This is a genomic window from Ruegeria sp. J8 (genome assembly GCF_056531925.1).
In genome coordinates, this window is the sequence record NZ_JBQFMR010000003.1 from 333,254 (window position 1) to 358,279 (window position 25,026).

General features: G+C 54.6%; 16 protein-coding genes and 2 pseudogenes. 9 read left to right on the plus strand and 9 right to left on the minus strand.

Annotated elements, in window-relative coordinates; all coding sequences use genetic code 11:
- Nucleotides 1-344: 344 nt before the first annotated feature.
- The gene (locus ACR0L1_RS08305) at nucleotides 345-998 is read right to left on the minus strand and encodes a hypothetical protein (RefSeq protein WP_480504413.1); all 654 of its coding nucleotides are present in this window, start codon (nucleotides 996-998) and stop codon (nucleotides 345-347) included.
- 275 nt (nucleotides 999-1,273) lie between these two features.
- Between ACR0L1_RS08305 and ACR0L1_RS08310 the strand changes: the two are divergent.
- Nucleotides 1,274-1,943: pseudogene (locus ACR0L1_RS08310) on the plus strand (IS6 family transposase); the annotation flags it as partial.
- Nucleotides 1,944-2,001: 58 nt separating this feature from the next.
- Here ACR0L1_RS08310 and ACR0L1_RS08315 read toward each other — a convergent pair.
- The 4 genes and pseudogenes from ACR0L1_RS08315 to ACR0L1_RS08330 all read right to left on the minus strand — a co-directional run.
- Nucleotides 2,002-2,293 (minus strand): annotated as a pseudogene (locus ACR0L1_RS08315) (transposase); the annotation flags it as partial.
- Nucleotides 2,294-2,356: 63 nt separating this feature from the next.
- Nucleotides 2,357-3,163: a hypothetical protein gene (locus tag ACR0L1_RS08320; protein WP_480504414.1), complete on the minus strand. Its 807-nt coding sequence runs from the start codon at nucleotides 3,161-3,163 to the stop codon at nucleotides 2,357-2,359.
- Between the two features lie 418 nt (nucleotides 3,164-3,581).
- Nucleotides 3,582-7,181, minus strand: coding sequence for a FecR family protein (locus ACR0L1_RS08325; RefSeq protein WP_480858193.1), 3,600 nt, complete (start codon nucleotides 7,179-7,181; stop codon nucleotides 3,582-3,584).
- A 259-nt stretch (nucleotides 7,182-7,440) separates the two neighbouring features.
- Entirely contained in the window at nucleotides 7,441-8,757 is a 1,317-nt protein-coding gene (locus tag ACR0L1_RS08330; protein WP_480504416.1) for a tetratricopeptide repeat protein, read from the minus strand.
- 82 nt (nucleotides 8,758-8,839) lie between these two features.
- Here ACR0L1_RS08330 and ACR0L1_RS08335 point away from each other — a divergent pair, with 82 nt between their 5' ends.
- Nucleotides 8,840-11,971, plus strand: coding sequence for a CHAT domain-containing protein (locus ACR0L1_RS08335; RefSeq protein WP_480504417.1), 3,132 nt, complete (start codon nucleotides 8,840-8,842; stop codon nucleotides 11,969-11,971).
- 823 nt (nucleotides 11,972-12,794) lie between these two features.
- On the opposite strand, the gene ACR0L1_RS08340 is transcribed toward ACR0L1_RS08335, so the two are convergent.
- The 4 genes from ACR0L1_RS08340 to ACR0L1_RS08355 all read right to left on the minus strand — a co-directional run bounded on the left by ACR0L1_RS08340 (nucleotide 12,795) and on the right by ACR0L1_RS08355 (nucleotide 16,053).
- Nucleotides 12,795-13,580: an alpha/beta hydrolase gene (locus ACR0L1_RS08340; protein WP_480858195.1), complete on the minus strand. Its 786-nt coding sequence runs from the start codon at nucleotides 13,578-13,580 to the stop codon at nucleotides 12,795-12,797.
- Between the two features lie 35 nt (nucleotides 13,581-13,615).
- Nucleotides 13,616-13,999, minus strand: coding sequence for a carboxymuconolactone decarboxylase family protein (locus ACR0L1_RS08345; RefSeq protein ID WP_480504419.1), 384 nt, complete (start codon nucleotides 13,997-13,999; stop codon nucleotides 13,616-13,618).
- 78 nt (nucleotides 14,000-14,077) lie between these two features.
- A complete protein-coding gene (locus ACR0L1_RS08350; RefSeq protein ID WP_480858197.1) occupies nucleotides 14,078-15,169 on the minus strand; it encodes an aromatic ring-hydroxylating oxygenase subunit alpha in 1,092 nt (363 codons plus the stop codon).
- A complete protein-coding gene (locus ACR0L1_RS08355; RefSeq protein WP_170772749.1) occupies nucleotides 15,166-16,053 on the minus strand; it encodes a MurR/RpiR family transcriptional regulator in 888 nt (295 codons plus the stop codon). The genes ACR0L1_RS08350 and ACR0L1_RS08355 overlap by 4 nt, the downstream gene beginning before the upstream one ends.
- A gap of 68 nt (nucleotides 16,054-16,121) precedes the next feature.
- Between ACR0L1_RS08355 and ACR0L1_RS08360 the strand changes: the two genes are divergently transcribed.
- From ACR0L1_RS08360 to ACR0L1_RS08390, 7 genes are all read left to right on the plus strand, one after another.
- Complete coding sequence (locus ACR0L1_RS08360) at nucleotides 16,122-18,578, plus strand: FAD-dependent oxidoreductase (RefSeq protein WP_480858200.1); 2,457 nt, start codon at nucleotides 16,122-16,124, stop codon at nucleotides 18,576-18,578.
- Nucleotides 18,575-19,657, plus strand: a complete 1,083-nt coding sequence (locus tag ACR0L1_RS08365) for an alcohol dehydrogenase family protein (protein WP_480504421.1) — start codon at nucleotides 18,575-18,577, stop codon at nucleotides 19,655-19,657. Before ACR0L1_RS08360 ends, ACR0L1_RS08365 begins: the two co-directional genes overlap by 4 nt.
- Entirely contained in the window at nucleotides 19,654-20,229 is a 576-nt protein-coding gene (locus ACR0L1_RS08370) for a dimethylsulfonioproprionate lyase family protein (RefSeq protein WP_480858202.1), read from the plus strand. Before ACR0L1_RS08365 ends, ACR0L1_RS08370 begins: the two co-directional genes overlap by 4 nt.
- A complete protein-coding gene (locus ACR0L1_RS08375; RefSeq protein WP_480858204.1) occupies nucleotides 20,226-21,332 on the plus strand; it encodes a mandelate racemase/muconate lactonizing enzyme family protein in 1,107 nt (368 codons plus the stop codon). The genes ACR0L1_RS08370 and ACR0L1_RS08375 overlap by 4 nt, the downstream gene beginning before the upstream one ends.
- Nucleotides 21,329-22,444, plus strand: a complete 1,116-nt coding sequence (locus ACR0L1_RS08380) for a mandelate racemase/muconate lactonizing enzyme family protein (protein ID WP_480858206.1) — start codon at nucleotides 21,329-21,331, stop codon at nucleotides 22,442-22,444. The genes ACR0L1_RS08375 and ACR0L1_RS08380 overlap by 4 nt, the downstream gene beginning before the upstream one ends.
- A gap of 109 nt (nucleotides 22,445-22,553) precedes the next feature.
- Entirely contained in the window at nucleotides 22,554-23,657 is a 1,104-nt protein-coding gene (locus tag ACR0L1_RS08385; RefSeq protein ID WP_480858208.1) for a mandelate racemase/muconate lactonizing enzyme family protein, read from the plus strand.
- Nucleotide 23,658: 1 nt separating this feature from the next.
- Nucleotides 23,659-24,939, plus strand: coding sequence for an aspartate aminotransferase family protein (locus ACR0L1_RS08390; protein WP_480858210.1), 1,281 nt, complete (start codon nucleotides 23,659-23,661; stop codon nucleotides 24,937-24,939).
- The last annotated feature ends 87 nt before the right edge of the window (nucleotides 24,940-25,026 follow it).

Below are 25,026 nucleotides of genomic sequence, written 5' to 3' on the forward strand. Positions count from 1 at the left end.
GAGGCGGAAGCCCAACGCAAAAGCTGATCTAGTCTCGTGTCAAGCTGGTCTCCATCGTCGATACCAGCTTGAATTATACCCGCTGAACGATGTGAACCCCTATTGTCAACACAGCCTAAAGGTCTGGTGGATGAAGAAGAATCTATTGAATTTGTCAAAAGCGAAGGAGGTCAGGCGAGTTTCATATTTGCTGCGCGAACCATCAGGGATATGCAATAAATGGTACAGCTCACGGCTTCGCCAAATCAAAAGGCGGAGAAGTAGTTGTGAGCGCGGGAAAGTTAATATTAGGGAACAAAAATCCACTTTGGGCGCTCAAGGCCTGATTGATTTCACAGGAAAAACTAGTTCCAGTATCTACTGCCGAGGCCGGCATAATTAGGAGAGATGCTATACCTTTTTAAAATTTTCTCCCTTTTTACCAAGAAATTATAAATCTCTTTATCGAAATCAGCTACTTCTTTATCTAATTTATTCTTTTTTTTCAAAATTGCCCCTAACCGTTTTCTTTTTTCTTCACTAAGGTTTTTTTTTGCATACACCAACGGTAACTCAACTTCCATTAAGTTGCTGTGAAGCTTTAAGTTGTTCCCCATTATTATCATGAGAGGTTTTGAGTTTCCTGCGAATTTTTTCGAAAGCCAAGCCCAAATTGTTTTTTCTTCATCTGGGCTAATAAGCCTTGCTCCTCTCGAGTTTTTCTTAGCTAGTGTTTCAATGTACTCGAACAAATTCTTCGATTTTACAGCGGAGTTGGATGGAGGTTTTATTCTTCTCAAAACGTCCGAAAGCATTTCTACTTTTTTTCTATCGCCCTGCTTAAGTCCAACCTCCGGGAAGCCTCTCGTAGGTATACCTTCCAATTTCTTCCAGACTTCGACACCACTAATTTTTCCATGATACAAAACCGCCTTGTCAGACTTAATCTTTGAAGAAATCTTTGCCAAATATACCATTAATCCTTCAAATGGGTCATCGATTTCTGCTGAAATAGCCATTTTGAACTCCAAGCCACTCAAAAACGAAACAGCTCCAAGCATAACAAAAATCTGGATTTAAGGAAACAAGGTGTTGTTAGTAGAACGGAGCTTGGGATGGGCAGGGAGCTTCAATAGCCTACAGATGTAATAAATGGTCATCATTCAAGTATTATTAGGGTAGCCCTTAAATCATTCGTCTATCAGCCACGTGGCTTTGTCGCAAACTCTGAATATACCTGCTAGGTCGAATGAAGTTTTGATAGACGCGTGCCCAAAACAGACAGGGGCATGCCGTGACAGTTTCATTCAAGGGAGTGCATTTCCGAAAAGTCGTGATCCTTCATGCGATCGTCTTCTATCTTCGGTATTTAGTGCCGTGCCGGGAGCCGGAGGAATCCTGGCTGAATGAGGCCTTTCGGTCGATCATGTGACAATGAACAATTGGGTCGTCAAGTATGCGACACTGATCGCCGACCGGGTGCGTCGTAAGAAGTGCTTATGCGATCGATCCCGGCGAATGGACGATTCCTATGTGCGGATCCAAGGTCAGTGAGTCTACCTGGATCGCGCGGTCGAGAAACACGGAAAGAATCATGATTGCATGCTGTCCGAGAGCCTGAACAAAGCTGCAGCAACAAAATGCTTCGCTCGTGCACTGGATCTAAACAGGCTCTTGAGAAAGAAGGTGATCGACAAAAGCAGAGCCAACTCGGCCACTATCAACAAGATGCTGAAGGGCTTTGGTTGTCCTGTTCCGATTGAGATGGTTGGACGAAAGTTCCTTAGCTATTTTGTGGACTAAGATCACCGTTTCATGAAACGTCGAGTCCGCCCGATGCTCGGGTTCAAATCGTTTGCGGTCGCCTACGCAACGCTTGACGGGATAAATATTGCGCAGATTGTCTGACGGGGCCAATCCGGAGTCGGAGACTGCCCATTCAAAAAGTTCGCGAAGTTAACCGCTTCAACGCAGCAGTTTCCAACCCGCCTTTATTCTTCAGAGAAGTCTGCGACAAAGCCCCTTGAGGTACGTTGCATCGAACAAGACCTTCTTTTCTTCGCTCCGCTTGGTGGCCAAACCGACAAACATCTGGAAGAAGATGCCTTTGTCACTCCGTAGCTTCCAACGAATGTATAGCGTCTTGTTTGATCCATATTCCCTGGGTGCATCGCACTACTGTAACCCTCTGCGATTGATCAATAATCCCTCTTATGACACGCCTGTCATCAACGCGAGGTTTGCCGTGGGACTTTGGGAAGAAGAACTCAAGACGCGCCATCTGCTCGTCGTTTAACCAGAAAAGATCAGGCATGTCCCCCGCTCGTTTCGAACGAGATGAATCACGCCACATTGTGGAAATCAATGGGTCCTAAGCCTATAGCTTTCGAACCCAATACGGTCGCTTGCTGAAGCCCCATGTTTTCACAGGCGTGCGTGAGAAACCGTTGATGCCTTTTCTATTGGTAAATTCGTAAACCATTCCATTTTTGACAACTACGACATGTCCTTGATCCCACATTATGTAAGCGCCGGATTTTCCTTTTGAGTTGAAGAAATCTATCAATTCACTTTTGAACTTGCATTCCATCTCACATTTTTTGGCGCCGAGCGCATTGGCCAACTTAGTTCCATAACCATTCATCCCATTTTCTTTACCGAATGCAGCGCCAACATAGGTGATGCAATTCAGGCCTCGGAATTTATTGCTAGTTTCTGCAAAACCCCCAAACTTAATAAGGTGCCATCCGTTGATTTTTTTTGTATGAAGCATCCTGCCCGTTTGAATTCCAGTATAGGAAAGATTTCGGTCCTTGCCGATTGCTTCAAGTGACAAAACGCCTTTATATGGCTCCACGGGAAGTGCCATCTTAACCGGTAGCGACCGAGTTCCGGGAGTTTCTTTTGTGCTTTCGTAGTTTATCGCGTACGCATTTACTGTTTTAGACCAGAGTTTATTTTGATCAATGACTTTCAGAAGACTCGGCAAATTTGAATAACTGTAGCCCTTGGATATGTCGATCACCGCGCGATTTGTGCCGAGACAAAGCGCAATTTTTGATCCTACACTTCCGCCAGAGCATTTAATTTTGTAGCAACCATTTGAGATTTTTGCTGTAGAAACTTGTAATTTTATTCTGCTTTTGGCCGTCTTTTTATCTGTTTCCTTTGATTCCTTTAACATCTTCACCTCCGAAATTACTCAGTGAAAAACTCCCTTGAGAAGTTAGGCCGTTGGCCTTAAGTCCCACCGCCGCGAAGCGCGTCCAACAGTCGTCGTTCTATCCCTGCAGAAAACAAATCCTGTCAGTCGCGCACGGACTATTTGCTGGGGCATTTGTCGCATGTCCGGGTCTTCGGTGGGAAAAGTCGTTCTAATTTGCTCATTCACTCCTTCAAGAATTGGTGAGATTACCCCAGGTGGTAATGCAAAAAAATAGTTTGAATTTCAAAAGCCCTGTGGACTAATGGAAGAAACGGGTGGACCAACACTGCGGAACAAGCAAAAGCGACGCAAAATACTGAAGCGAGGGCCAAGTATCCAAAGCAATATCTTGGCCAAACTGGCGCCGTCCTCTCGAATAGCGCCAGCTGTGGGGTGTTCATCTTGTTCCGATCATGTTTGCACCGAAGGATCCCGTCGCTTCATAACCTCCTACACCGTTGGTGATATCGAATGCACCTATCAGTCCACCGGGAACGAGGCTGCCGCTGTCCGGCAAACTGTTTGAATTGTGCACGAATTCACCCGAAACTGTTGCCGAATGAGATCCATTTGCGGTTCCTCCTATTCCTCCATACAACAGTCCCCCTGCGCCTGCGTTGAAGGCGGATGTTTCGCCAGAGTAAACCCTTTGGTCAAAGTCCATGTTGAATCGGCCCTGGTTGTTTTCAAAGTCAAAGGAGTCCGTGTAGGTTCCTACCACCAAGCGAGACGATCCATTGTCTACAACGGTTCCAACAGCATGCCCCTCATACACAGCCGTTACATTGGGTATGGTGACATTTGTCATGTCGATACGATCACCCGCAGTAAAGGCACCGGCATGAATGTGCCCGGTTTCGCCGCCAACAATTTGATCGCCCATGAAAAAGCCCCATTGGGTGTGTTCGGAGGACTTTGGTACGGGTATTGGATCACTACTATTGGTTTTCGTGAACTTACCCTCGAGCGCGTTGCTAATCGACGCACCGCCACTGTCGGCGCCCGAACCGACCTCGCCTGAAATCAATGCGAGGTTACCATTTTCGCCCTCGGACCAAGCGCCAAATTCCTTGCCGGACACATAGGCTGATTTGTCGGCGCCGAACGTAATCTTGCTGCCATCCGGCGAGTCCAGCACAATCCCGAAAGTTCTGCTGTCCGGATTTACTTCGGTGACATCCAGATTGGAAAACTTAAGCCCGAGGTTGTTGAAGGCGGCGATATCTCCTGCAAAGCTCAATATGCTTATATTCTGCTCGTCAGCGGCCTGTCTGTTCGCGCTTTGAAAATCGCTGAATCTTTGAACTGGAGTCGTACCAAATGGCACTGTGAAGCGCGAAAATTGGGCATTTCCGGCTGAATTCAACCGCTCTAGCATGCCAGTTGCATAGCCTATCGTCCGACTGGTTAACTTGAAATTTCCATTATCGCCCAGTGGATTTGCGTCATCCGTATCTACGCCAACGCCTATGCGAAGCAGACCAAAACTCTGAGTGTCACCTCTGAGGTTCTCAGCTGTGCCTCCGTTAAGAGGGGTATTTCCGTTCACGTCATCGACGATGATACCCGCATTCTCCCAGACAAAAAATCCGGCGCGTCCACCGCTCTCAAAACCAGTTGGATCGGAGGCAGGGCCTGCAATATCGCCTTCAAGTGCGATGTTGCCTCCGCCGACTGCCGAGCTTTTCAGCGGCCCATTGTAAACTGTAGAAGCTCCGCCAGCCTGAGACGTCCCGATCGTATACGCATCGATAATTCCGTCGACACTGCCGCGAGAGCCATCTTCCGTTGGCGCCGCGCCATATCTCAGCGTGCCGATGGTCGCTGAAAGCGATGAGACTTGCCGCCCACCAACAGTCTTCAGCCCAAAATCTGCATGCAACACCCGAACGGGCTTGGATCCGTCGCCGAGCACCGGGGCCTGAGGATAGGCTATGATAACGCCGCTATCCTGAAGCTCGCTTATCGCGTTCGCATTGTCTCCGCCAAGGTTCGTCCAGGTTGGACTTGGGAGCGTTGCTCGATCCAACATCGTGCCACTGACCGCATTTCGTATAGCGTCAACGCTGCCGCCAAGAACGAAACGATCGGTATTTGCGCCGTCGAGTACATTCGCCACTTCTCCCGACACGGGGAGACCATTCAAATCGCCTGTTGCGAGAACAATGCGGTACCCGGGATCTTCAAAGCGTGAAAGCACCAAAATACCTTCTTCAAAATCAAAATCAGCGAAGCCGGTAACCCATCCCGCATTGCCAGGTCTGTTGTTAAGCGCCTTCTCCAACTCTCTCCTAAGATCCTCTGGATCAGAAAAGTTCCCGCAATCTGGGTCCGCCAGGCATCGCGCCTCTAGGTCGGAAATATAAAACTGCATGGCGACCGCGGGTACAACTTCTGTCAACAGAAAATAGTCGCTGTTTGGGTCAAAAAACTCTTCGCCTCGACCGGAACCATCTCGAAACGAAGTGATCCCTTGGGCGAAGGCCCCGATACCTAAAGCAGGTGTCTCTTCGGAGCTCCCGCTGGATAATTCGCGTTTAATCGCCGCAAAATACCCATCAGGGACAAAGCTACTTAGTGGCTCATTCGTCGGTGAAATTATTCCAGGAAGATCTACGGGGTCACCAACACGAGAAAACCCTATTAACCTACCGTCTGGGTCGTCTTGAAAACGTTCTCGGATGCTCGTTGCATCAAAAAAGTACCACTTTTTTGTACCATCCCCGGTTACAATTCTTGGCAGAGTGGTCCCAACTCCGTCACTGACTAAGTCGTCAGTGATCAAGCCGAACACAACCCCGCCGTCAACCCCGGAACCGAATGTTACATTGGCGTCCTTGGCGCGATACCCCCACATACCATATCCACCATTGCCCTGGGCATCGATAGCACCACTTGTGAACCAAGCGAGGGGCACAGGGTCATAATCACCATCGCGTACTTCTTGTGGAGTGACAATATATTCAAACTCGGAGGTTTCTTCATTGAAAAAACCATAAGGGTAAAGAAGTTGTCCAGGTGTCGGAAGTGCGCCATCTGATGACCAAGACCCCGAAAAAAGTCCATCTCCCTTAGTCAAAATACGATTTGTGCTCGGCCCTACTGCGAGTGGAGAAGGCGTGCCACCATTTGGAAGTACGCCGTCTCTAAAATTCGTTTGGGGATCGTAGTTTTGGATTCTTGTGTAAGTGTTTCCAAAACTTGACGACGTTTCTGACTCGCCGACTGAAACAAGATTCCCACCAAGGGAGGCGGCGGGTAAGTTCCCAATTGCTCCAGCGCCCGGTGTGCCAAATGAGACCTGAACCCGTTCGGGAGGCGGAGGTATTGGCGTGGGTCGGTTATCGAGATCCCGACGCGCCAGCAGGTCTCGGTTTTCGCCCGGTTCCGCGTTGTTCGCTTCCGTGCGCAGCGACGCAACCCGTGGGGTAGTGGCGGTCGGCGTCACTCGTCCAGACGTCACACGAGGCCGCAATCCTGTGGTCAAACCGGTACTTAGGCCTTTTAGGTCAGCAATGACCGCTGACGACTCCATCCGACGCGGCGATGTGGCACGTGAGCCTGACGAAAAGATCTGAAAGCCGGGACGATAAAGCCGCTGCGTGCGCCCGGCCGCTGCCACGACCAGTTCCTGGCCATGCAAAAGATGACTGCGCGTGCCCTCCTGTCCAACGGCAATAATGGCTGAGCCATCTGACAGCCCCATTTCTGAATGGGGCGTGCTGATAAGGATGGGGACCGTATCATTCTGCTTGCCGCCCGCGACGCGAAATAGCCCCTGTTCGATGTTAACAATGACCTTGCCGTCTGCGTCCCGCGATACGCGCCCCTTACTTCCGGGGGAGAAAATGACCGAAGTCCCATCGGGTAGAATGATCTCAGCCGTTTGACCACTGTTGGTCGACACGTTGCACGGCGTATAGCAGGAATTAACAATGTGCCTGACTTCACCTCGCTCTTGCGCGAAAATCGGAGTTGAAGTGCCCATTGAAACCAAAAGCGCCACCGCCGAGACGGAGCGCAGTACTTTTGACCCACACATTATATATCCCCCGTGAAATCAATTATTAAGTTGTTTAAGTCCTTTTGTTTTTTTGAACTTACAGTCGTTCATTGGCTAACGGCCGTTAGAATCCGTTAGCGCTATTAATTTTTTAAAATTCCCTAAAATTATAGGTTTTGAGGCGTCTCGAAATCAAGTCTTAAGTTTTCGAGCCCATTGAGCGCGATTTTTAAGGCGTGCACTTAGTCTTTGATCAAAAGCGGCGATTTACCGTTACGGCCACAAAATTATTGTCAAACTCTCTAAAGTCGTAAGTCGATACCGCGCCGTTCGTGCCGATTTCTCCTATAACTTCAAACCGGTTCTCTAAAGGCACACGAGCACTGAGAACGACCCTGTAGTTGTTCGTTTCTTCGATGCCGAGCGCTGCGCACACCTGAGGCAGGCAGCCATCGTAGTCGCGCCACGCGTACCGGCCATTAATTGAATAAACCCACGGTTTGTCACTTAGTTTAAACGGCGCCGGGCCTAAGATTGTATAACCCAACGATACTCCGAATAAATCATAAGCTTCTGAATCTATCTCAGCTGTTTTACGCGAATAAAACGCTCCGTATCTTAAGGAATGTGTCTCAGAAATAACGTATCTACCAGAATACCCTATGAACAACTGATCGCCATCGCGTAAATCATTTACACGGTCGGTCGAAGTGTTCTTGAAGTCTTGATCACGCCAGCTCACCAAAGCCTGGCCAAAGTGGCTTGCGGAGTAGGCAAATGAAAGGGTCGCTGTCGGACCGTACTCATTCAGGAAACTCTCGCCGTCGCGGTCAAATTTTAAGGCATCAAAAGTAAGGCGTAAGGTTGTGGGTAGTTCACGTGTTGGCTGCAGATTAAAAAGAACGCCTAAACCCGCGACGTATCTATCCAAGTTGATATCACTGGTTTCATTGTACCTACGACCAAAATACTCCGCTTGACCTACGAGCCTGTGGCCAGCTTGAAAACCGAGGTCATAAGAAAATTCGCCGCCAAGCCTGAAAAACGCGGATGCAGACTCCTCGCCTTCATCCTCAGGAACAACGCCAGACTCCGGTCCGGCGTTTGCGTTTGTGTCGTACGAGAGGCCGAACGACGCTATACCACTGAATGTAAGTCGCTCATTTCGGTCATTCGCAGTAGCCAGGAGTTCTTGTGCACGCTGCCGCACTTCAGGAGGGACGCTGGGCGAATTCAATGCATCAGTAATGAAGCTTTCCGCCAATCGATTTTGACCGACCCTCAAGTACAACACGCCGAGCTCTAACTTAATGTTTGCAAGTTCTGGAAAGAGGATCAAAACACGTTCCAGAGCAGCGATCGCATCGTCAAACCTACCTTCTTGTGAGGCAACTTGAGCAAAATTAAACGAAGCCTCGGGATCTGCCGGATTAGCGAGGACGCGAGACAATGATTGCTCAAAAGCTCTATTCTCTTGAGCCGTGGCCGGGAGCACGTTCAGCGACATAAAACTCACTGCAGTTAATGTCAAAACTGCAGTCGCACGACCGAAAAAACGAAAATTTGGCATAGAAAATTAGCCCCTTGACCCCACGAAAATTTTTTTCAAATGTTACTGGGTGCCTACGATTTGAAGCAACAACGTTGCCATTATGCGTTATTTTTTGGTGGTTTTGTTGTGTCTTTTTTGCAGTGTTTCCAGCGCTTCGGCGGACGCACAGTCCAACTCAGAAGATCCGGCATTGATAATTGCCAGAGCAAGAGAAGCTGCTGCAAAGGGAGACAACTCTACCGCATTGGGTATCTATGAGGACTTGCTCGCATCTGTCGCGAATTCCAATCTGGCAGGTGATGAATTTCTTGCGTTTTTGAATAATGAGATTTCCGTTCAAGCCCGCGCAGTGGGCCGTCTGGAGTATGCCCAGACTTCATCCGAGATCGCGATTTTTCACGGAATCCGCTCCAACTTAAGCGCATCTACATTGGCGGTCTATTTCGCCAATCAAGCGTTTGTATTCGCGGATCAAAGAAAATACCAAATGGCAAAATTCAGCTTTATAGAAAGTCTTGCATTACTAGAAGGCGCTGAAACTACTTTAATCAAAATGCACATCCTTACGGAATATGGTGTTGTGCTTCAATCATTAGGCGAAGCATCCGCCGCCAGAAATTCATGGAACGAAGCAGAAGTCTTGGCACGCACCAGAGTTTCTACAATTGAACAACTGCGTCGTATCTTACAGTTGAAAGCGGGTTTGAGCTTGCAAGAGTTCGAATTGTCAGAGGCCTCTGAAGAGCTTTCACAGTTGGCGGAATTAGGTGAAGGCGGTTTGAAAGAAAAGCTGCTGAACGCGCGCCTGCAGCTGGTTACCGGCGAGTTAAACGAAGCGGAAGTCGCTTTGCGCGAAATCGCTGACGCTGCAGTCGGCCAAGATGAAGAAACCAAATTGATTAGGGCGTCCGCCCTGTACAACTTATCAGAAGTCTACTTCGCGATTGGTGACTTCCAAAACGCTGAAGCGACAAACTTTTTGGCAGAAGACGCCTATGTCGCTGCTTTGGGTGCGGACCATTACGTCATTGCGCAGACCACGCACCGTCGCGCTGTACTACTTCAGGAGACCGGAGATCTCGAGAACAGCATAACCTTGTACAAAGCTGCGCAAAGACACATAAAAAATGTATTCGATAACAAGCATCCAATTTGGTTGTCCACAACTCTTCAGCTGTCCACCGCCCAATCCTTGGCCGGATCTTATGATGACGCGCTGGAAACCATTCGGCAAGTTGACCCAAGTTTGTTGGAGGGTCGAAGCAAGCTTCTAGCCGTATCTGCGCTCGGTCTGAATCTCTTCCGCGCAGGGCGCTTGGATCAAGCGAAGCCGCACTTGCAAGAGGCAGTTGAGGCATGGGCAGAAGGCCATTACGGCCTGGTTGATGCACCGCCAACGCTCAACGCGCTAGCACAAGTAGAGATCGTTCACGGAAACTACGAAAACGCTTTGGACTTGGCTTCGAGGTCTAAAAAAATACTAACTGAAACTGGCGCAGCCACCATCGCTCGCATCGCAGAAGCCCGCAGAATTACGGCCGAAGCGCTCATTTCTTTGCAACGTATTCCCGAAGCCCTCGAACTCGCGTCACAAAACAAAGCCGATGCCGAAAATCAAATGAGGGAGGCAGCGTTTGCGTCAAGCGTGACCTCTGAATTCGAACCCAGGCAATTGAGGCAACAACTCGGACAGTATTTTAGGTTGGTCTGGGAAACTTCTGGATCGTCGGCAGCCTCGACATTGTTTGAAGCAGCACAGTTGCTACATCTCAACGAAACTGGACGCGCGGCTATGCAGACCAAAAGAGCCTGGATGCACAGCCAAGACGGAGACCTTTTCAATCGAAACGAGTTGATCAAGGAAATCAGGTCTGCTGAGAGACGACTTCATGATGAATATCGCCGAGAGCATATCAACAACAGTATTGTTGCTGACCTAACCGGTTCAATTGCAAAAAGAAAAACTGATCTTGCGGAAATAGATGCCAAAATCAGGAGTTCGCGACCCGACCTCATGGCATTTCTCGCGCCGCAGACCGTACCGCTATCAAAACTCCAAGCAGCCCTGGATAAAGGTCAGGCTATTTGGATGCAGGCTGTTTTTGACAATGAAAGCTACGTATTTTGGATAACTCAGGAAACCGTAGACATGCGTCGCGTAAGAATTGGCGCGGACGAGCTAAACGACTTTGCTATTGAAATACGAAAAAGCCTGGACATTGCAAACAACAATCCGCTCCCAGATTTTGCGAGTAAACCCGCCCATCACCTGTTTAGGGAATACTTCGGGGCGTTTGCGGACTCTCTGACAGAAACAAAGCACCTCTATGCTATGCCGGACGGCGCCATGCAGACCGTGTCACTTGCTACATTGGTAATTGACCGTAAGGACGGGCGTCCGCTTCAGAACAAAAACAGTAACCGTGATCTAAATTTCTTGGGGCATACTGTCCCTATATCCTTGCTGCCAAACCTTGAACTGCTAATGGGCGCGAACATTCCCGCTGGCGAGCAGGCAGACAAGTTAATCGGTTTCGGAGATCCGGTTCTGAGTGGGGATGGTGAGTTTGGCGCGAGAGGTTACTACGATGCATTCGATACAACTCGGGGCTTCGCCAACCCTGCGGTGCTAAAGGAGATGTTTGAGCCACTAGAGGACAGTCGCTGGGAGCTTGAGCAAATGGAACGCATGCATGGTTCCGAAAGCACTGAATTATACTTAGGCGACAAAGCCTCCGAAGCCGTGCTGAAGAAAATGGAATTTGAAGACATCGACACTTTGGTGTTCGCTACCCATGCAGTCGTTGCAAGCGATTTTGATGGCTTGTTGGAACCGGCTTTGATACTGACCCCGCCAGACGCTCCAACAAGGCAAGATGACGGTCTGCTTTTAGCTAGCGAAATAGCACAGCTGAAAATTGGCGCGCGATTGGTGGTATTGTCAGCATGCAACACCGGAGCGTCTTCTGGACGAGCGGGGGCGCCAGGTTTCTCGGGGCTTGCAAGTGCGTTTTTTCAAGCCGGATCACAATCTGTCGTCGCGACCCAATGGACCATCCTTTCCGTGTCGTCTTTGCTTATTACTCCGCAACTGATTGGCGGCAACTCGCGCGGTTATTCAACAGCTGAGGCTTTGCAAATTGCCATGAAAGCTATTGCTGAACGCGAAGGTCCAGAACAGCTGGCACATCCGGCAGTTTGGGGCCCATTTGTTGCTATAGGCGTGAATTGAAGACCATATATGGATATGGGCAGCAAACTGTTTCTCAGGCTTTGCTTGAAACATACGCGGAGAATAATTTTGCCCGGAACATTTGGCGCTAGGTTCTGGACTTATTTTTTTGATTGCCGCCGTCCCGGCTGCATGACTCAAGCTCTTGGGTTTCAGGCATGTATAATAAACAATATATTCTGGCCAACCAATAAGCGGACGGCGCGGCTTCAGCCTAACATTCCAAAGAGCTATAGCAAGGCGCAAACGCTTCAACAGTGCTGCCGATGCCCCAAATGAGGAAAAGAAGTTCCCGCAGCTGTAACGGGAAACGCCCCCCCAGTCTGGGCTTCGGCATAAAGCGCGCCTGTCAAAAACAGCTTTGTACGCCTTGTGTGAGCTCATCTACGCCCAAGCTTCGCAGCTGCGGTCAAATTCCGGTTTGACAGACCGCATCGCGAGAGGAGCCAAAATCGCAGCTTTCAGTAGCGAAGGAACGGCAAGCAAATACTAAAAGGACGACTATTGTCAGTTGGCATTGGAGGCATGCCGTTTGAACGCTTCCAGCTTAATTGGCCCCAAGTGCTCGGATTTAGTTTCCAAATTTTCCCGCATTAAATCCCGCATAGCTTCTAAGGCGAAAAATGATCAGTAACTTGTTAAACATCTGTTTTATATATAAATTATTGAACTTTATCGCTTTGTCTAGACTCCCTTCGTCTCCGCCATTTGTTTACATTGGGGCCAAAAATACCTTTGGTCAGCGATTTGGGGTTGCACCGGATTACCGGAGTCCGGTTACGCGTTGGTGCGCGGCACACAAAACATCTTACTGAGAAAAGAGTCATTTAATTCCGTCAAGTTGCCCGACCCAATCCACCACAGTTTGCGCCGTTTTGTTCCATTGAGCGTCAAACTGTATATAGTGGCAGGCCCCCTCGACGGGCATGAACTCGGCTGAGTCATAGCGGTTCGCCATCGCCTTGGCCGTGCTGGTCGCCACGGCCTTGTCTTCCGTGCCAGAAACGAACAAGAGCGGGCATGTCACATTGTGCGGGTCGATCAGGGTCGTTTGCGCGCTGTCATACATCCAGAACACGAATTCGAACAGCACCCGACCGGACTCGGTGCCTAACCGCTGGTGGATGTCGTGTTGCAGCGCCTCTGGCAGAGTGTTCAACCCGTAGGTTGCCAAAAGCTCGAAATCCTGACCCAAGGCTTGATCCCAGAAAGCTCCGGCAGAGATGAACAGTTTTCCAAGATCGCGCTCTCTGTCGGTGGTGGGCAGGACACCATCGACGATACTGCTGTTCAGCAGAACTCCGGCACGTATCAGACCTTGTGCCGCCAAAAGCTGAGCGACCACGCCTCCGAGCGAATGGCCAACGACAATCGGGGTTTGTCCGATCTCATTGATGGCGCGTCGTGCATCTTCGACATAGTCGGCAATGCTAAGCCCGATCAGCTTGGCGTCCCGATCCGGGCCCGGAGGCAGATCGTGGTGGCGATAGGTCAGGCTGTGACAGCTATAACCCGCTTGTTCGAAGACTTGGCGGACGGGCGCCATCGTCCAGGCAGCGGCATTTGTTCCGGTCAGCAAAAGGACGGGTGGCAGGGGTTCGTCGGTCATCGCGTGCTCGGATCCGCATGGGCTTGGGGCGTGATTTACGTATGCCCCAGAACTTTGCGCGCCACGCGGAAACATTCAAGGGCTTGGGGTACACCACAGTAGATTCCGATCACATGGATGATGGCGCGGATCTCTTCGGGCGTAACGCCGTTGTTGATCGCGCCTTTGCAGTGAATCTCCCATTCATGCATCTTGCCCAGGGCGCCGATCATCGACAGGTTCATCATCGACCGTGTTTTGGCGTCGATGACATCATCGCCCCATCCAAAACCCCAGCACCAGGCTGTCATCGCTTCTTGGAACGGGCGGGTGAAGTCGTCAGCAGCCGCGAGGTTCTTTTCCACATATTCTACGCCAAGAGTGCTCTTGCGTTGTTCTAGTCCTTTTAGAAACAAGTTTTCGTTGAACAGGTCTGACATTTTCACCTCGGGAGTCGTGGACAATTGTTGTGTGTTGAGCCGAGAAAATTCGTCGAATTTTCTTCGCCCTCGGGTAGGTCAGTCATCAATGGCGTCGCGCATCCATTGTTGCAACCGTGCGATTGAATGTTCGGACATAACCCCACAGCCGGGGTCCAGCACCAACGGTCCGGGGCGATAGCCGCGGGATTTCAGGCCGCGGTGGACGGATTCGACTAGACGGATATCCTCTTCGACCGTTGTCTCGCGGTCTTGCACGGCCAGTTGGCGGATGACGGCGCTTTCCGATCCGCCCTCGGTATACCATCCGCGCCAGACGGTGCAGTGATCGGCGTCATTCGCGCGCCAGTGATAGGTGTTGAGTACGTTACCCGGATAGCACTGGAACGAGAACATCGGCCACAGGAACCACGACTGGTAGTCGCCCGCATGAGGCACGGACATGTCGATAGGGTAGGTCATCTTGTCGAGGCTCTGACACTCGGTCGTATGACGTAGGACATAGCCGCCGCTGGCGTCGGGCTGAATGTCGTAGGTCTCGGGCTTGACGACGCCTTCGGAAAAAGTCGGGTGGTTGGTCGGGCAGTGATAGCATTCCGAGTAGTTCTCGATACTGACCTTCCAGTTGCAGTTTTCCGGAATCTCGACCCATTCCAGCGGTTCCAGAGCGTCGATATGCGGCACAAACGCGCGGATTTCCTCGCGCACGCCAGGGTACCAGTCGTCCATGGGTGCGGCGTCATCGTCGAGGTTGACGAAGATGAAACCGTTGAACACTTCGGTCCGAACCGAGGTCAAGCAGATCGCGCTGCGGTCGAAACCGGGAACCGATTTGATATTCGGGCCGGCGCGCAATTGGCCCGTCAGTTCATAGGTCCAAGAGTGATAGGGGCAGACGACCACGCGGGTATTACCCGCGCCACTGACCATCTCGTGCGCGCGGTGTTGGCACACATTGTAGAATGTGCGGATTTCCCCGTCGCGACCCCGAATGCAGAAGAGGTTTTGCCCCGCGATCTCGAACGCAAAGTAATCACCCGGTTCGCGCACCTGCGCCACGTGGCCCGCGAATTGCCAGGTTCGGGCCAGCAGCCCCTGCAGCTCCTGCGCGAAAATCGCGGGGTCGGTATAGTATCGCGCGTCCAGTGAATGGGTCAGGGGTGCGTTCATTCGGGCTCCTCCGCGTAGAGGCCAAGTTGGTGTCTGCGTTGATGAAACCGCTCAACCCTCTCGACGATTTCGTCGCTGGAGACGGCCACCACGAAGGACAGCAGCGTTTCCAGCAAGGCGATGGTCGAGACGGAGGAGGGGAAGAATTGCGGTGTATCAGCTGCCACGACAAAGCCGTGCTGCGCGTTCAGAATGACCGGGCTGGCCGGGCTGTCCGAGATTCCTACGACAGTCATTCCCTGTTGCCGAGCCAGTTTGATGGCGTCGATCACCTCGGTCCGGTAGGGATGGCATGTGATGGCAATCAGCACGTCCTGTTCATCAGCCCAGGCTAGATCGTCCACAGGGGTTGATCCGGGGCGGGGAATAGCGTGGAATTGCTTCATCCCCGTTGACGCTAGATAGGTGAAGTTCCGTGCGTTCGCGTTATTAACGCCCACGCCCAGCGTGAAAATCTGGCGACAGGTCCAGATATCCTCGGCCGCCGCCTTTAGGTTGGCGGCGTCAATTCCGGCAAAGGTCTCTTCGATATTGCGGATCGCGGCACCGATCATGTCTGCATAGAGCCCGCCCAGCTCACCCGACTTGCCGATATCCTGCAGCCAACGTGCACGGTCGGGGAACGAGACGCCGCCCCGGCGAATCGCATCACGGAAGGGCGCGCGGAAATCTTCGTATCCTTCGAACCCCACCTGCCGGGCCATGCGGACAAAAGTGTTGGGCTTTACTTTTGCCGCCTCGGCGATCTCGCGCACGGTCGAAACCCCAACATCCGTGGGGTTTTCCAACACATAGCGTGCGGCCTTTTGCGCCTCGGGCGTCAGGGCCTCCCATTCCTCCGTGAGGCGATCGAGAACGATTGATGATACATTTGTGTCATTCATGATTGACGATGGTACAAATGTGGAATTAGCCTGTCGAGCAGAAAAGCGACTCGGGAAGAGGAAATGTCATGTCCGAGAAGAAATTGCCCACCCACGCCCGCGTGGTCATTGTTGGAGGCGGCGTCATGGGGGTCGGTCTGGCCTATCATCTGGCGCATGAGGGCTGGGGCGATGACACCGTCCTGCTGGAAAAGGCCGAGCTGACCAGCGGCAGCACGTGGCACGCGGCGGGCCAGATCACGCATTCGACCTCAAGCTTTGGGCTGGGCAAATGCGTGGACTACAATATCGGTCTCTATTCCGGTCAGCTGGAGGCCGAAACGGGTCAACCGGTGACATGGCATGGCTGCGGCTCCTTCCGCCTGGCCTATACCGAGGATGAGATGGACTGGCTGCGCCATACCCTATCGGTGGGGCGGTCGCTGGGGTTCAACATCGAACTCGTGGGCCCCGAGAAGGTGGCCGAGTTGCACCCGTTCTACAATCTCGACGGTGTGTTGGGCGCGCTGCATACACCCGACGACGGCCATGTGGACCCGACCAACGTGACCATGGCGATGGCGACGGGCGCGCGCCAAAAAGGCGTCCGCATCTTCCGCAACTGCCGCGCTACCAACATCACGCAGGCCGAGAATGGCGGGTGGGTAGTTGAGACCGAGTTGGGCACCATAACCTGCGAGCATGTGGTGAACGCAGGCGGCACTTACGCCCGTCAGATGGGTGAATGGTCGGGGCTGCAACTGCCGATGACCTCGATGACGCACCATTACTTCGTGACCGAGCCTGTGCCCGAGTTCCAGAATCTGGACAAGGAACTGCCGGTGATCCGCGACGACCGTAAGGTCTCTGGTTATATCCGGATGGAGCAACAGCGCGGGCTGATCGGGATTTACGAGAAAGAGAACCCAAACTCGGTCTGGCATGATCATTGCCCGTGGGAATACGAGAACTGGCTGTTCGACGCGGATTACGACCGGGTGATGCCGTGGCTTGAGGAAAGCCTGAACCGTATGCCGATCTTTGCCGAACTGGGCATTCAGCGTGACGTGCACGGCGCGATCTCGCACCCGCCGGACGGCAACCCGCTGATCGGGCCTGCGCCGGGTGTGCAGAACTACTGGTGCTGCTGCGGTACGCAGATCGGCATTGGTTGGGGGCCGGGTCTGACGCGTGAGTTGGCGCGCTGGATGGTGCATGGGGCCGCCGAAATCTCTATGCGCGAGTTCGATCCGCGCCGGTTCGGCAGCTATGCCACGAAGGACTGGCAGGTGATTAAGGCCGAGGAAGATTACTGCCTGCGCCACGAAATCCCCTTTCCGCATTTCAACCGTCTCGAAGGGCGTCCGATCAAGCCATCGCCCCTGTATGAATTGCTGAAATCCAAGGGCGCGGTGCATGAGGAAGTCTATGGGTTCGAGCGCCCCCGCTGGTTCGCCCGCGATGGGGTTGAACAGCGCGACCATTATTCCTTCCGCCGCACGCCCGCCGACGACATGGTCGCGGCCGAGGTCAAAGCGGTGCGCGAACGCGTCGGCATCATGGATGTCACCGCCTTTACTAAGGTCGAGGTTTCGGGGCCGGATGCCTACGCCCTGCTGGATCGGCTGACGGCCAACCGGATGCCGCAAAAAGTGGGCTCGATCACGCTGACCCATATGCTGAACCGCCGGGGCCGGATCGAGTTGGAGACCACGATTGTCCGCATGGCTGAAGATCGCTTCTATCTGGTATGCGCCGCGTTCTTCGAACAGCGCTTGCTGGATCACCTGACGCAACAGCGGGCGGATGAGGATGTTCAGATTACCGCCCTCTCGTCCGATTGGTCAGCCTTGTCGCTGAACGGTCCCCGATCGCGGGACGTACTGGCGCGCTGCACCGATGCCGATTTGACCAATGTCGGGTTCCGCTGGTTGTCCGCGCAGGAAATCACAATCGCAGGCCACAAGGTCTGGGCGTTCCGCATGTCCTATGCCGGGGAACTGGGCTGGGAGTTGCACATGCCCAACGCCGCTTGCCTCGACGTTTACAACGCACTTTGGGGTGCGGGTGAGCCGCATGGCATCGCCGACTACGGCAGCTTTGCCATGAACGTGATGCGGATGGAGAAAGGCTTCAAAGGCGCGGGTGAACTAACCAATGAAGTCACATTGGCCGAGGCGGACGTGCTGCGCTTTGCGCGCACCGACAAGGAGTATCTGGGCAAGGACATGACCCTGAACACCGACCTTCCGTGGATTTGCGCCTATCTGGAAATCGAACCGGATGGTGAGATCGACGGCCATGGCGGTGAGGCAGTGATGCTGAATGGTCGCGTGGTCGGCTCGACCGCTTCAGTGGTCTATGGGCATACCGTCGGCAAGATCCTCGCCTTTGCCTACATCAAGCCCGAGGCCGCCACGCCCGGCACCGCATTGCAGGTCGTGATCCACGGTCAATCCCGTGCGGCCCGCGTATTGGGTGAGTCAGCCTATGATCCGCAAAGCCTGCTGCCGCGAACCGACGCCGTACTGGAGGCCGCACAATGACTCTGCCTGATACAATGAAAGCCATGGTCACGATGGGCCATGGCGGTCTCGAGCAGATGGTGCTTCACCCAGACTGGCCTCGCCCCGAACCTGCGGCTCATGAAGTATTGATCAAGGTCGCCGCCTGCGGTCTGAACAACACGGACGTCAACACGCGGTCGGGTTGGTATTCCAAGACAGTCACCGACGCGACAACCGGTGGCGCGTTTGATGAGGTGGGTGAGGAAGACCCCACCTGGGGCGGCAACCCGATCACCTTCCCGCGCATCCAGGGGGCGGATATCTGTGGCTATATCGTAGCCGTGGGTGCAGGTGTCGACCCCGCCCGTATCGGTCAGCGCGTAATCACCGATGGCTGGTTACGGGACCCGGATGATCCCGGCAACAAGGACAAAACCGGCTACTACGGCTCGGAACGGGACGGAGGGTTTGCCGAATATGCCACCACTCTGGCCGTGAATGCAGTGCCGATTACCTCTGATTTGTCGGATGCGGAACTGGCGACGTTTTCTTGCTCCTACTCAACCGCCGAAGGGATGCTGACCCGCGCTAACGTCAACGACAAAGACACGGTTCTGGTGCCCGGAGCCTCGGGCGGTGTCGGCGGCGCCTTGGTGCAACTGGCCAAACGGCGTGGCGCGCGCGTTGTCGCAATGGCGTCCGAGGCGAAACATGCCGACGTCGCTGAGCTTGGTCCTGACATGATCCTGCCGCGCGCACCAGAAAACCTGCGTGCCGCGCTGGGTGGTGAAAAAATCACGGTAGTCGCCGACGTAGTAGGCGGCCCCTATTGGCCGACCCTGATCGACATCCTCGAGCGCGGCGGACGCTATACTTGCTCCGGAGCCATCGCGGGCCCGATGGTTGAGTTCGACTTGCGCACCTTCTATCTGCGCGACCTGACCTTTACCGGCTCGACCGTGATTGACCCGCAGGTCATGCAGAACCTCGTGAAATATATCGAGGCGGGTGAGATCAAACCGGCTCTTGCCGCGACTTATCCTCTGGAGGAGCTGCGCGAGGCGCAAGCAGCTTTCATCGCCAAGCAGCACACGGGCAATATCGTGGTGATCCCATGACTTTGATTGATGTGCTGAACGCCGCGCGACAGCTGCACCAAACGCATCCTGATCTGGCTGCGTTCGGTGATTGGCCAGATGATCTGTGCGCTGTTGACGTGTCGCCAAACGCGATCCCGGCGGTTCCTCTCGTGCAGGCGATCCAGTCCGATGCCGGGCCGACCCAAGCCCTTACGAAGGCGATCTGCGCAACCGCGCATCTCGCCAATTGGAAGCTGACTTACACTGAAGACGAAGTCGGTGCCGACTTCCTGAACCGTTTTGGCTATTATGAACTGTTCGGTCCCACGGGCCATTTCCACTCGACAAAGCTGCGGGGTTACGTGGCTTTTTGGGGTGAGGGATTAGCCTATGATTGGCACAGCCATCAGGCCGAAGAACTGTACCTCATCGCCGCCGGCCGTGCGAGGTTTCACGTCGCTGGCAATGACGCCGAACTAACACCCAACCAAACTCGTCTGCACACCAGTTGGCAAAGCCACGCCATGACAACCACCGACAGCCCCATCCTGACCTACGTGCTGTGGCGCGGCGAAGGGCTGGACGCCTTGCCCCGAATGGACGCCGCATGAAAATCACCCGCATCCGCATCTATCAGACCGGGCTGCCCTATGTCGGCGGGGCCTATGTCTGGGGTGCGGGCAACGCGATTGAGACGGCCATCGCCTCGATTGTGGTGATCGACACCGATGCTGGGTTGCAGGGTTGCGGTGAGTTCACACCTTGCGGCGAAAACTACATGGTCGCGCATTCCCAAGGCGTGCCCGCGCTGGCGCGTTTGGTGGCCCCATCTCTGCTGGGTGAGGACCCGCGTCAGATTGGGCGGATCGAACGGTTGATGGACCATCTGGTGCAGGGGCACGGCTATGCCAATGCGTCGTTTGATGCGGCGTGCTGGGATATTCTGGGGCAGGCCTGCTCGCAGCCCGTTTGGATGTTGCTGGGTGGCAAGCTGACGGACGGTGCCCCGATGTATCGGGTGGCACCTCAGAAGGCAGTGGATGAGACCGTGGCAGAGATGAACACCTATCGCGATCAGGGTTACCGTCAGTTCCAAATCAAGGTGGGCGTAGATTGGACCACGGATATCGACCGCATCAGGGCCACGGTCCCTTTGCTGCAACCGGGTGAGATCGCCATGGCCGACGCCAATCAGGGCTGGCGCATGGATAACGCGATCCGGGTGGCTCGGGCGACGCGCGACCTGGACTTTATCCTCGAACAACCCTGCAGAACGTACGAGGAATGCCAGCAGGTCCGCCGCGTGGCCGAACAGCCGATGAAGCTGGATGAATGCCTGACCGGAATGCACATGGCGCAGCGGATCGTCGCGGATCAGGGGGCCGAGATCTGCTGCCTGAAGCTTTCCAATCTCGGCGGGCTCAGCAAGGCTCGGCGGGTGCGCGATTTTCTGATTGAAAACCGTATTCCAGTGGTGGCCGAGGATACATGGGGCGGTGAAATCACCACTGCCACCGTCGCCCATTTTGCCGCCTCTACGCCCGAGGAATACCTGCAAAACACCACAGACCTGATGAACTACAACACCCGCTCGACCGGATGCGGCGGGGCTGTGTCGCGAAACGGCAAACTCTACGCGCCAGATGCGCCAGGTTTGGGTGTCACCCCGGATTTCAAAAGCCTCGGCGCGCCCGTGGCGGAGTACACTCTATGAAGATCAAAACCATCACCGTCTACCAAATCGACCTGCCGCTTGAGCATCCCTATTGGTTGTCTGGCGGGCGTTTGAAATTCGAAACGCTGGACGCAACGCTGGTGAAGATTGAAACCGATACTGGCTTGATCGGCTGGGGCGAGGGCACGCCCTGGGGCCATACCTACGTCCCCGCCCACGGCCCAGGCATCCGTGCCGGGATTGAAACCATGGCCCCCTTTATTATGGGCCTCGATCCACGTCGCGTGTTGGATGTGGAACGCGCCATGGATACGGCGCTCCCCGGCCATCTCTATGCCAAAAGCCCTATCGACATGGCCTGTTGGGATATTGCCGGGCAGGCTGCGGGCCTGCCAATTGCCGACCTGATGGGCGGCGGGTCCCGTACCCCGCGCCCGATTGCCTCGTCCGTCGGTGCCAAAACCGCTGAAGAAACGCGCGAGGTGATGACCCGCTACCGCGACCGTGGTTACATCGCCCATTCGGTCAAAATCGGCGGAGACGTCGAACGCGACATAGCCCGCGTTCAAGATGTTGAAAGCTTCCGCCGCCCCGGCGAAATTGTCCTTTATGACGTGAACCGGGGCTGGACTCGCCAACAGGCGCTGCGCGTGATGAAGGCCTGCGAGCCTTTGCAGGTGATCTTCGAACAGCCTTGCGAATCCCTCGATGACATCGCTGCGATCGCACCCCGCCACGCGTCGCCGGTGTCGGTGGACGAAAGCCTCGTCACTCTGCAAGACGCCGCCCGCATCGCCCGCGACGGGCTGGCCGAGGTCTTTGGCATCAAGCTCAACCGCGTCGGCGGCCTGACCAAGGCAGCCCGAATGCGCGATATCGCCCTGGCCCACGGGATCGACATGTTCGTCATGGCCACCGGAGGCACCGTTCTTGCCGATACCGAGGCCCTGCATTTGGCCGCCACCATCCCAGATCAGAACTGCCATGCCGTCTGGGCCTGCCAGGATATGATCACCGTCGACATCGCCAACGGTCGCGGTCCCCGCAACAATAACGGACATCTCCACCTGCCCGAAACCCCGGGCCTTGGCGTCCACCCCGACGAAGATACCCTCGGTCTCCCAATCGCAACCTACGAGGCCCCGCGATGATCCGCCCCTTCATCTGGCTAGAAATATCTCGGGGTGTGAAGTGGCCGAAGGCCAAGAGAGGGGCTGGCCCCTCAGACTGCACGACATCAACACCCCAAGGACGGCCTGAATGAAAATCACCGCCATCACCCTCTGGTCCGTCGACCTCACCAGCCACGAAACCTACCACATGGCCGAGGGCAAAACCTGCGCCACCGTCAAAACCCATGTGCTTTGCCTTGAAACCGATACTGGCCTTAAAGGATGGGGCGAGGTCTGCCCGATTCCCCACTATCTGCCCGCTTATGCCGATGGCGTCCCAGCGGCGATCACCGAAATGGCCCCGGAAATCCTCGGAATGTCGCCCTTCGGGGCCGATGCCCCGATGCGCAAGCTCGACGGGTTTCTACAGGGCCACAGCTACGCAAAATCCGCCGTCGATCTTGCCATATGGGACCTATTCGGCCAGGCCACAGGCCAGCCGGTCTATGCGCTGCTGGGCGGGCGCACGCGCAAGGACATGCCGCTCTATCACTCGATTACCTGCATAGACCCCGATGAGATGGCCCGCATCGCGCAGACCGCCTATCAGACCGGTATTCGCCAGTTTCAGGTCAAGCTGGGGGTTGAAGCCGACTGGCAGGCCGATGCCGAACGCCTGACCAAAGTGCGCGAGGCTGTGGGGCCAGGGCCTATCGTTTACGGAGACTGGAACTGCGGCGCATCGCGCTTGCAGGCCACACGCACGGGCCGCGCCGTGGCGCATCTGGATGTGATGTTGGAGCAGCCCTGCAAAACGCTGGAGGATTGCGCCGCCGTCCGGCAAGCCACCGGCCTGCCGATGAAGATCGACGAAAACGCCCATGATTTGGCCTCGCTGCTGCGTGCGCATGAATTGGGCTGCATGGATGCGGTGGCGTTGAAACTGTCCAAGTTTGGCGGGCTGTCGGCCATGCGCCGCGCACGCGATCTGACCGTGCATCTGGGGGCCGAGATCTGCGCCGAATGCACATGGGGGTCCGATATCGTCACCGCCGCCGCATTGCATTTCGCGGCTTCGACCCCGCATGGCTCGTTGATGAACACCTGCGATCTGTCCTCATACGTGGGCCCGCGCCTCTGCCCGGATGCCCCCAGCCGCAAAGACGGTCGCATCGCCCCGCCCGAAGGCCCCGGTCTGGGCGTGACGCCTGACCTGGAAATCCTTGGTTCCCCGATATTGGAGATCGCCTGAGATGCTCAAGATCAACACCCAATCCGAATGGATCGCCCGCGCCAACGCTGTTCTGCCCGCAGGGGGGTTTGGTAATTTCGACCCGGGTATCATCATCGCCCGTGGCGAAGGCAGCCGTGTCTGGGATGAGGATGGCAATGAATATGTCGACTATCTGATCGGATCCGGCCCCATGCTGCTGGGCCATGGCCACCCCGAGGTGATGGAGGCGGTGCTGGAACAATTGCCCAAGGGCATGACCTTCTTCGCCAACAACGCCAAAGGCATCGAACTGGCCGAAGCCATTGTCGAGGCCGTACCGTGTTGCGAACAAGTGCGGTTCGTGGCCTCGGGTGGTGAGGCCGATATGTACGCCATCCGCCTCGCCCGCGCTTATACCGGGCGCGACAAGATCTTGAAATTCGAGGGCGGCTATCACGGCATGAGCGCCGAGGCGCAAATGAGCCTCGCCCCCAGCCGACAGGTCAACTTCCCGCAAGCGGTGCCCGACAGCGCGGGTATTCCGGCTGGCGTGGCCGAGCAGATGCTGATCGCGCCCTTCAACGATTTGGACGCTGTCGCGGCGTTGCTGAGCGAACATGACGACATCGCCGCTATCATGGTCGAGCCGCTGCAACGGATCATCCCGCCTCTGCCGGGCTATCTGCAAGGGCTGCGCGACCTGTGTGACAATCACAAAGTCCTGCTGATCTTCGATGAGATCGTCACCGGTTTTCGTCTAGCCTACGGCGGCGCGCAGGAGAAATATGGCGTCACCCCTGATATCTGCACCATGGGCAAGATCATCGGGGGCGGCTTCCCCCTGGCTGCGCTGGGTGCCAGCACCGAGATCATGAAGCATTTCGACAAGGATCAGGTGGGCGAGGCTGGCTGGCTGATGCAGTTGGGCACGCTATCAGGCAACCCGGTGGCCTCGGTCGCGGGGTTGAAAACGATGGAGGTACTGCGGCGCGACGGCGTCTATGACCAACTGCGCGTGACCGGTGCGGCCCTGCAGAAAATGCATACAGATGCCCTGACCGACGCGGGGATCCCACATCAGATCTGCGGGGATGAGACCCTTTTCGACATCTATTTCACCGATAGCCCCTGCCGTGATTATCGCAGTGCCCGTCACGATGACCCCCAGCGCAACGCGCTCTACAATAACAGTTTAAGGGCGAGTGGTGTCTTCAAGTCACCGGGTAAGCTCTACCCGTCTTTGGCCGTAAAAGATGCCGATCTTGAGCTGACCCGTGATGCAGTGCGAAACGCGGTCGAGGTAATCCTTCGCGCAGGTTAATGGAAAGGAAACGGGCCGCTGTCATCGCTGACAACGGCCCTAACAGATCGGATATCAGGGTTGCGTCTCGCCCCCTCGAATACCACT

Excerpts from the sequence above, each read along its gene's own strand:
- ACR0L1_RS08305 (WP_480504413.1), bottom strand. The coding sequence starts at position 998 with ATGGCTATTTCAGCAGAAATCGATGACCCATTTGAAGGATTAATGGTA.
- ACR0L1_RS08330 (WP_480504416.1), bottom strand. The coding sequence starts at position 8,757 with ATGCCAAATTTTCGTTTTTTCGGTCGTGCGACTGCAGTTTTGACATTA.
- ACR0L1_RS08340 (WP_480858195.1), bottom strand. The coding sequence starts at position 13,580 with ATGACCGACGAACCCCTGCCACCCGTCCTTTTGCTGACCGGAACAAAT.
- ACR0L1_RS08365 (WP_480504421.1), top strand. The coding sequence starts at position 18,575 with ATGACTCTGCCTGATACAATGAAAGCCATGGTCACGATGGGCCATGGC.
- ACR0L1_RS08350 (WP_480858197.1), bottom strand. The coding sequence starts at position 15,169 with ATGAACGCACCCCTGACCCATTCACTGGACGCGCGATACTATACCGAC.
- ACR0L1_RS08320 (WP_480504414.1), bottom strand. The coding sequence starts at position 3,163 with ATGTTAAAGGAATCAAAGGAAACAGATAAAAAGACGGCCAAAAGCAGA.
- ACR0L1_RS08370 (WP_480858202.1), top strand. The coding sequence starts at position 19,654 with ATGACTTTGATTGATGTGCTGAACGCCGCGCGACAGCTGCACCAAACG.
- ACR0L1_RS08360 (WP_480858200.1), top strand. The coding sequence starts at position 16,122 with ATGTCCGAGAAGAAATTGCCCACCCACGCCCGCGTGGTCATTGTTGGA.
- ACR0L1_RS08355 (WP_170772749.1), bottom strand. The coding sequence starts at position 16,053 with ATGAATGACACAAATGTATCATCAATCGTTCTCGATCGCCTCACGGAG.
- ACR0L1_RS08375 (WP_480858204.1), top strand. The coding sequence starts at position 20,226 with ATGAAAATCACCCGCATCCGCATCTATCAGACCGGGCTGCCCTATGTC.
- ACR0L1_RS08390 (WP_480858210.1), top strand. The coding sequence starts at position 23,659 with ATGCTCAAGATCAACACCCAATCCGAATGGATCGCCCGCGCCAACGCT.
- ACR0L1_RS08335 (WP_480504417.1), top strand. The coding sequence starts at position 8,840 with ATGCGTTATTTTTTGGTGGTTTTGTTGTGTCTTTTTTGCAGTGTTTCC.
- ACR0L1_RS08380 (WP_480858206.1), top strand. The coding sequence starts at position 21,329 with ATGAAGATCAAAACCATCACCGTCTACCAAATCGACCTGCCGCTTGAG.
- ACR0L1_RS08345 (WP_480504419.1), bottom strand. The coding sequence starts at position 13,999 with ATGTCAGACCTGTTCAACGAAAACTTGTTTCTAAAAGGACTAGAACAA.
- ACR0L1_RS08385 (WP_480858208.1), top strand. The coding sequence starts at position 22,554 with ATGAAAATCACCGCCATCACCCTCTGGTCCGTCGACCTCACCAGCCAC.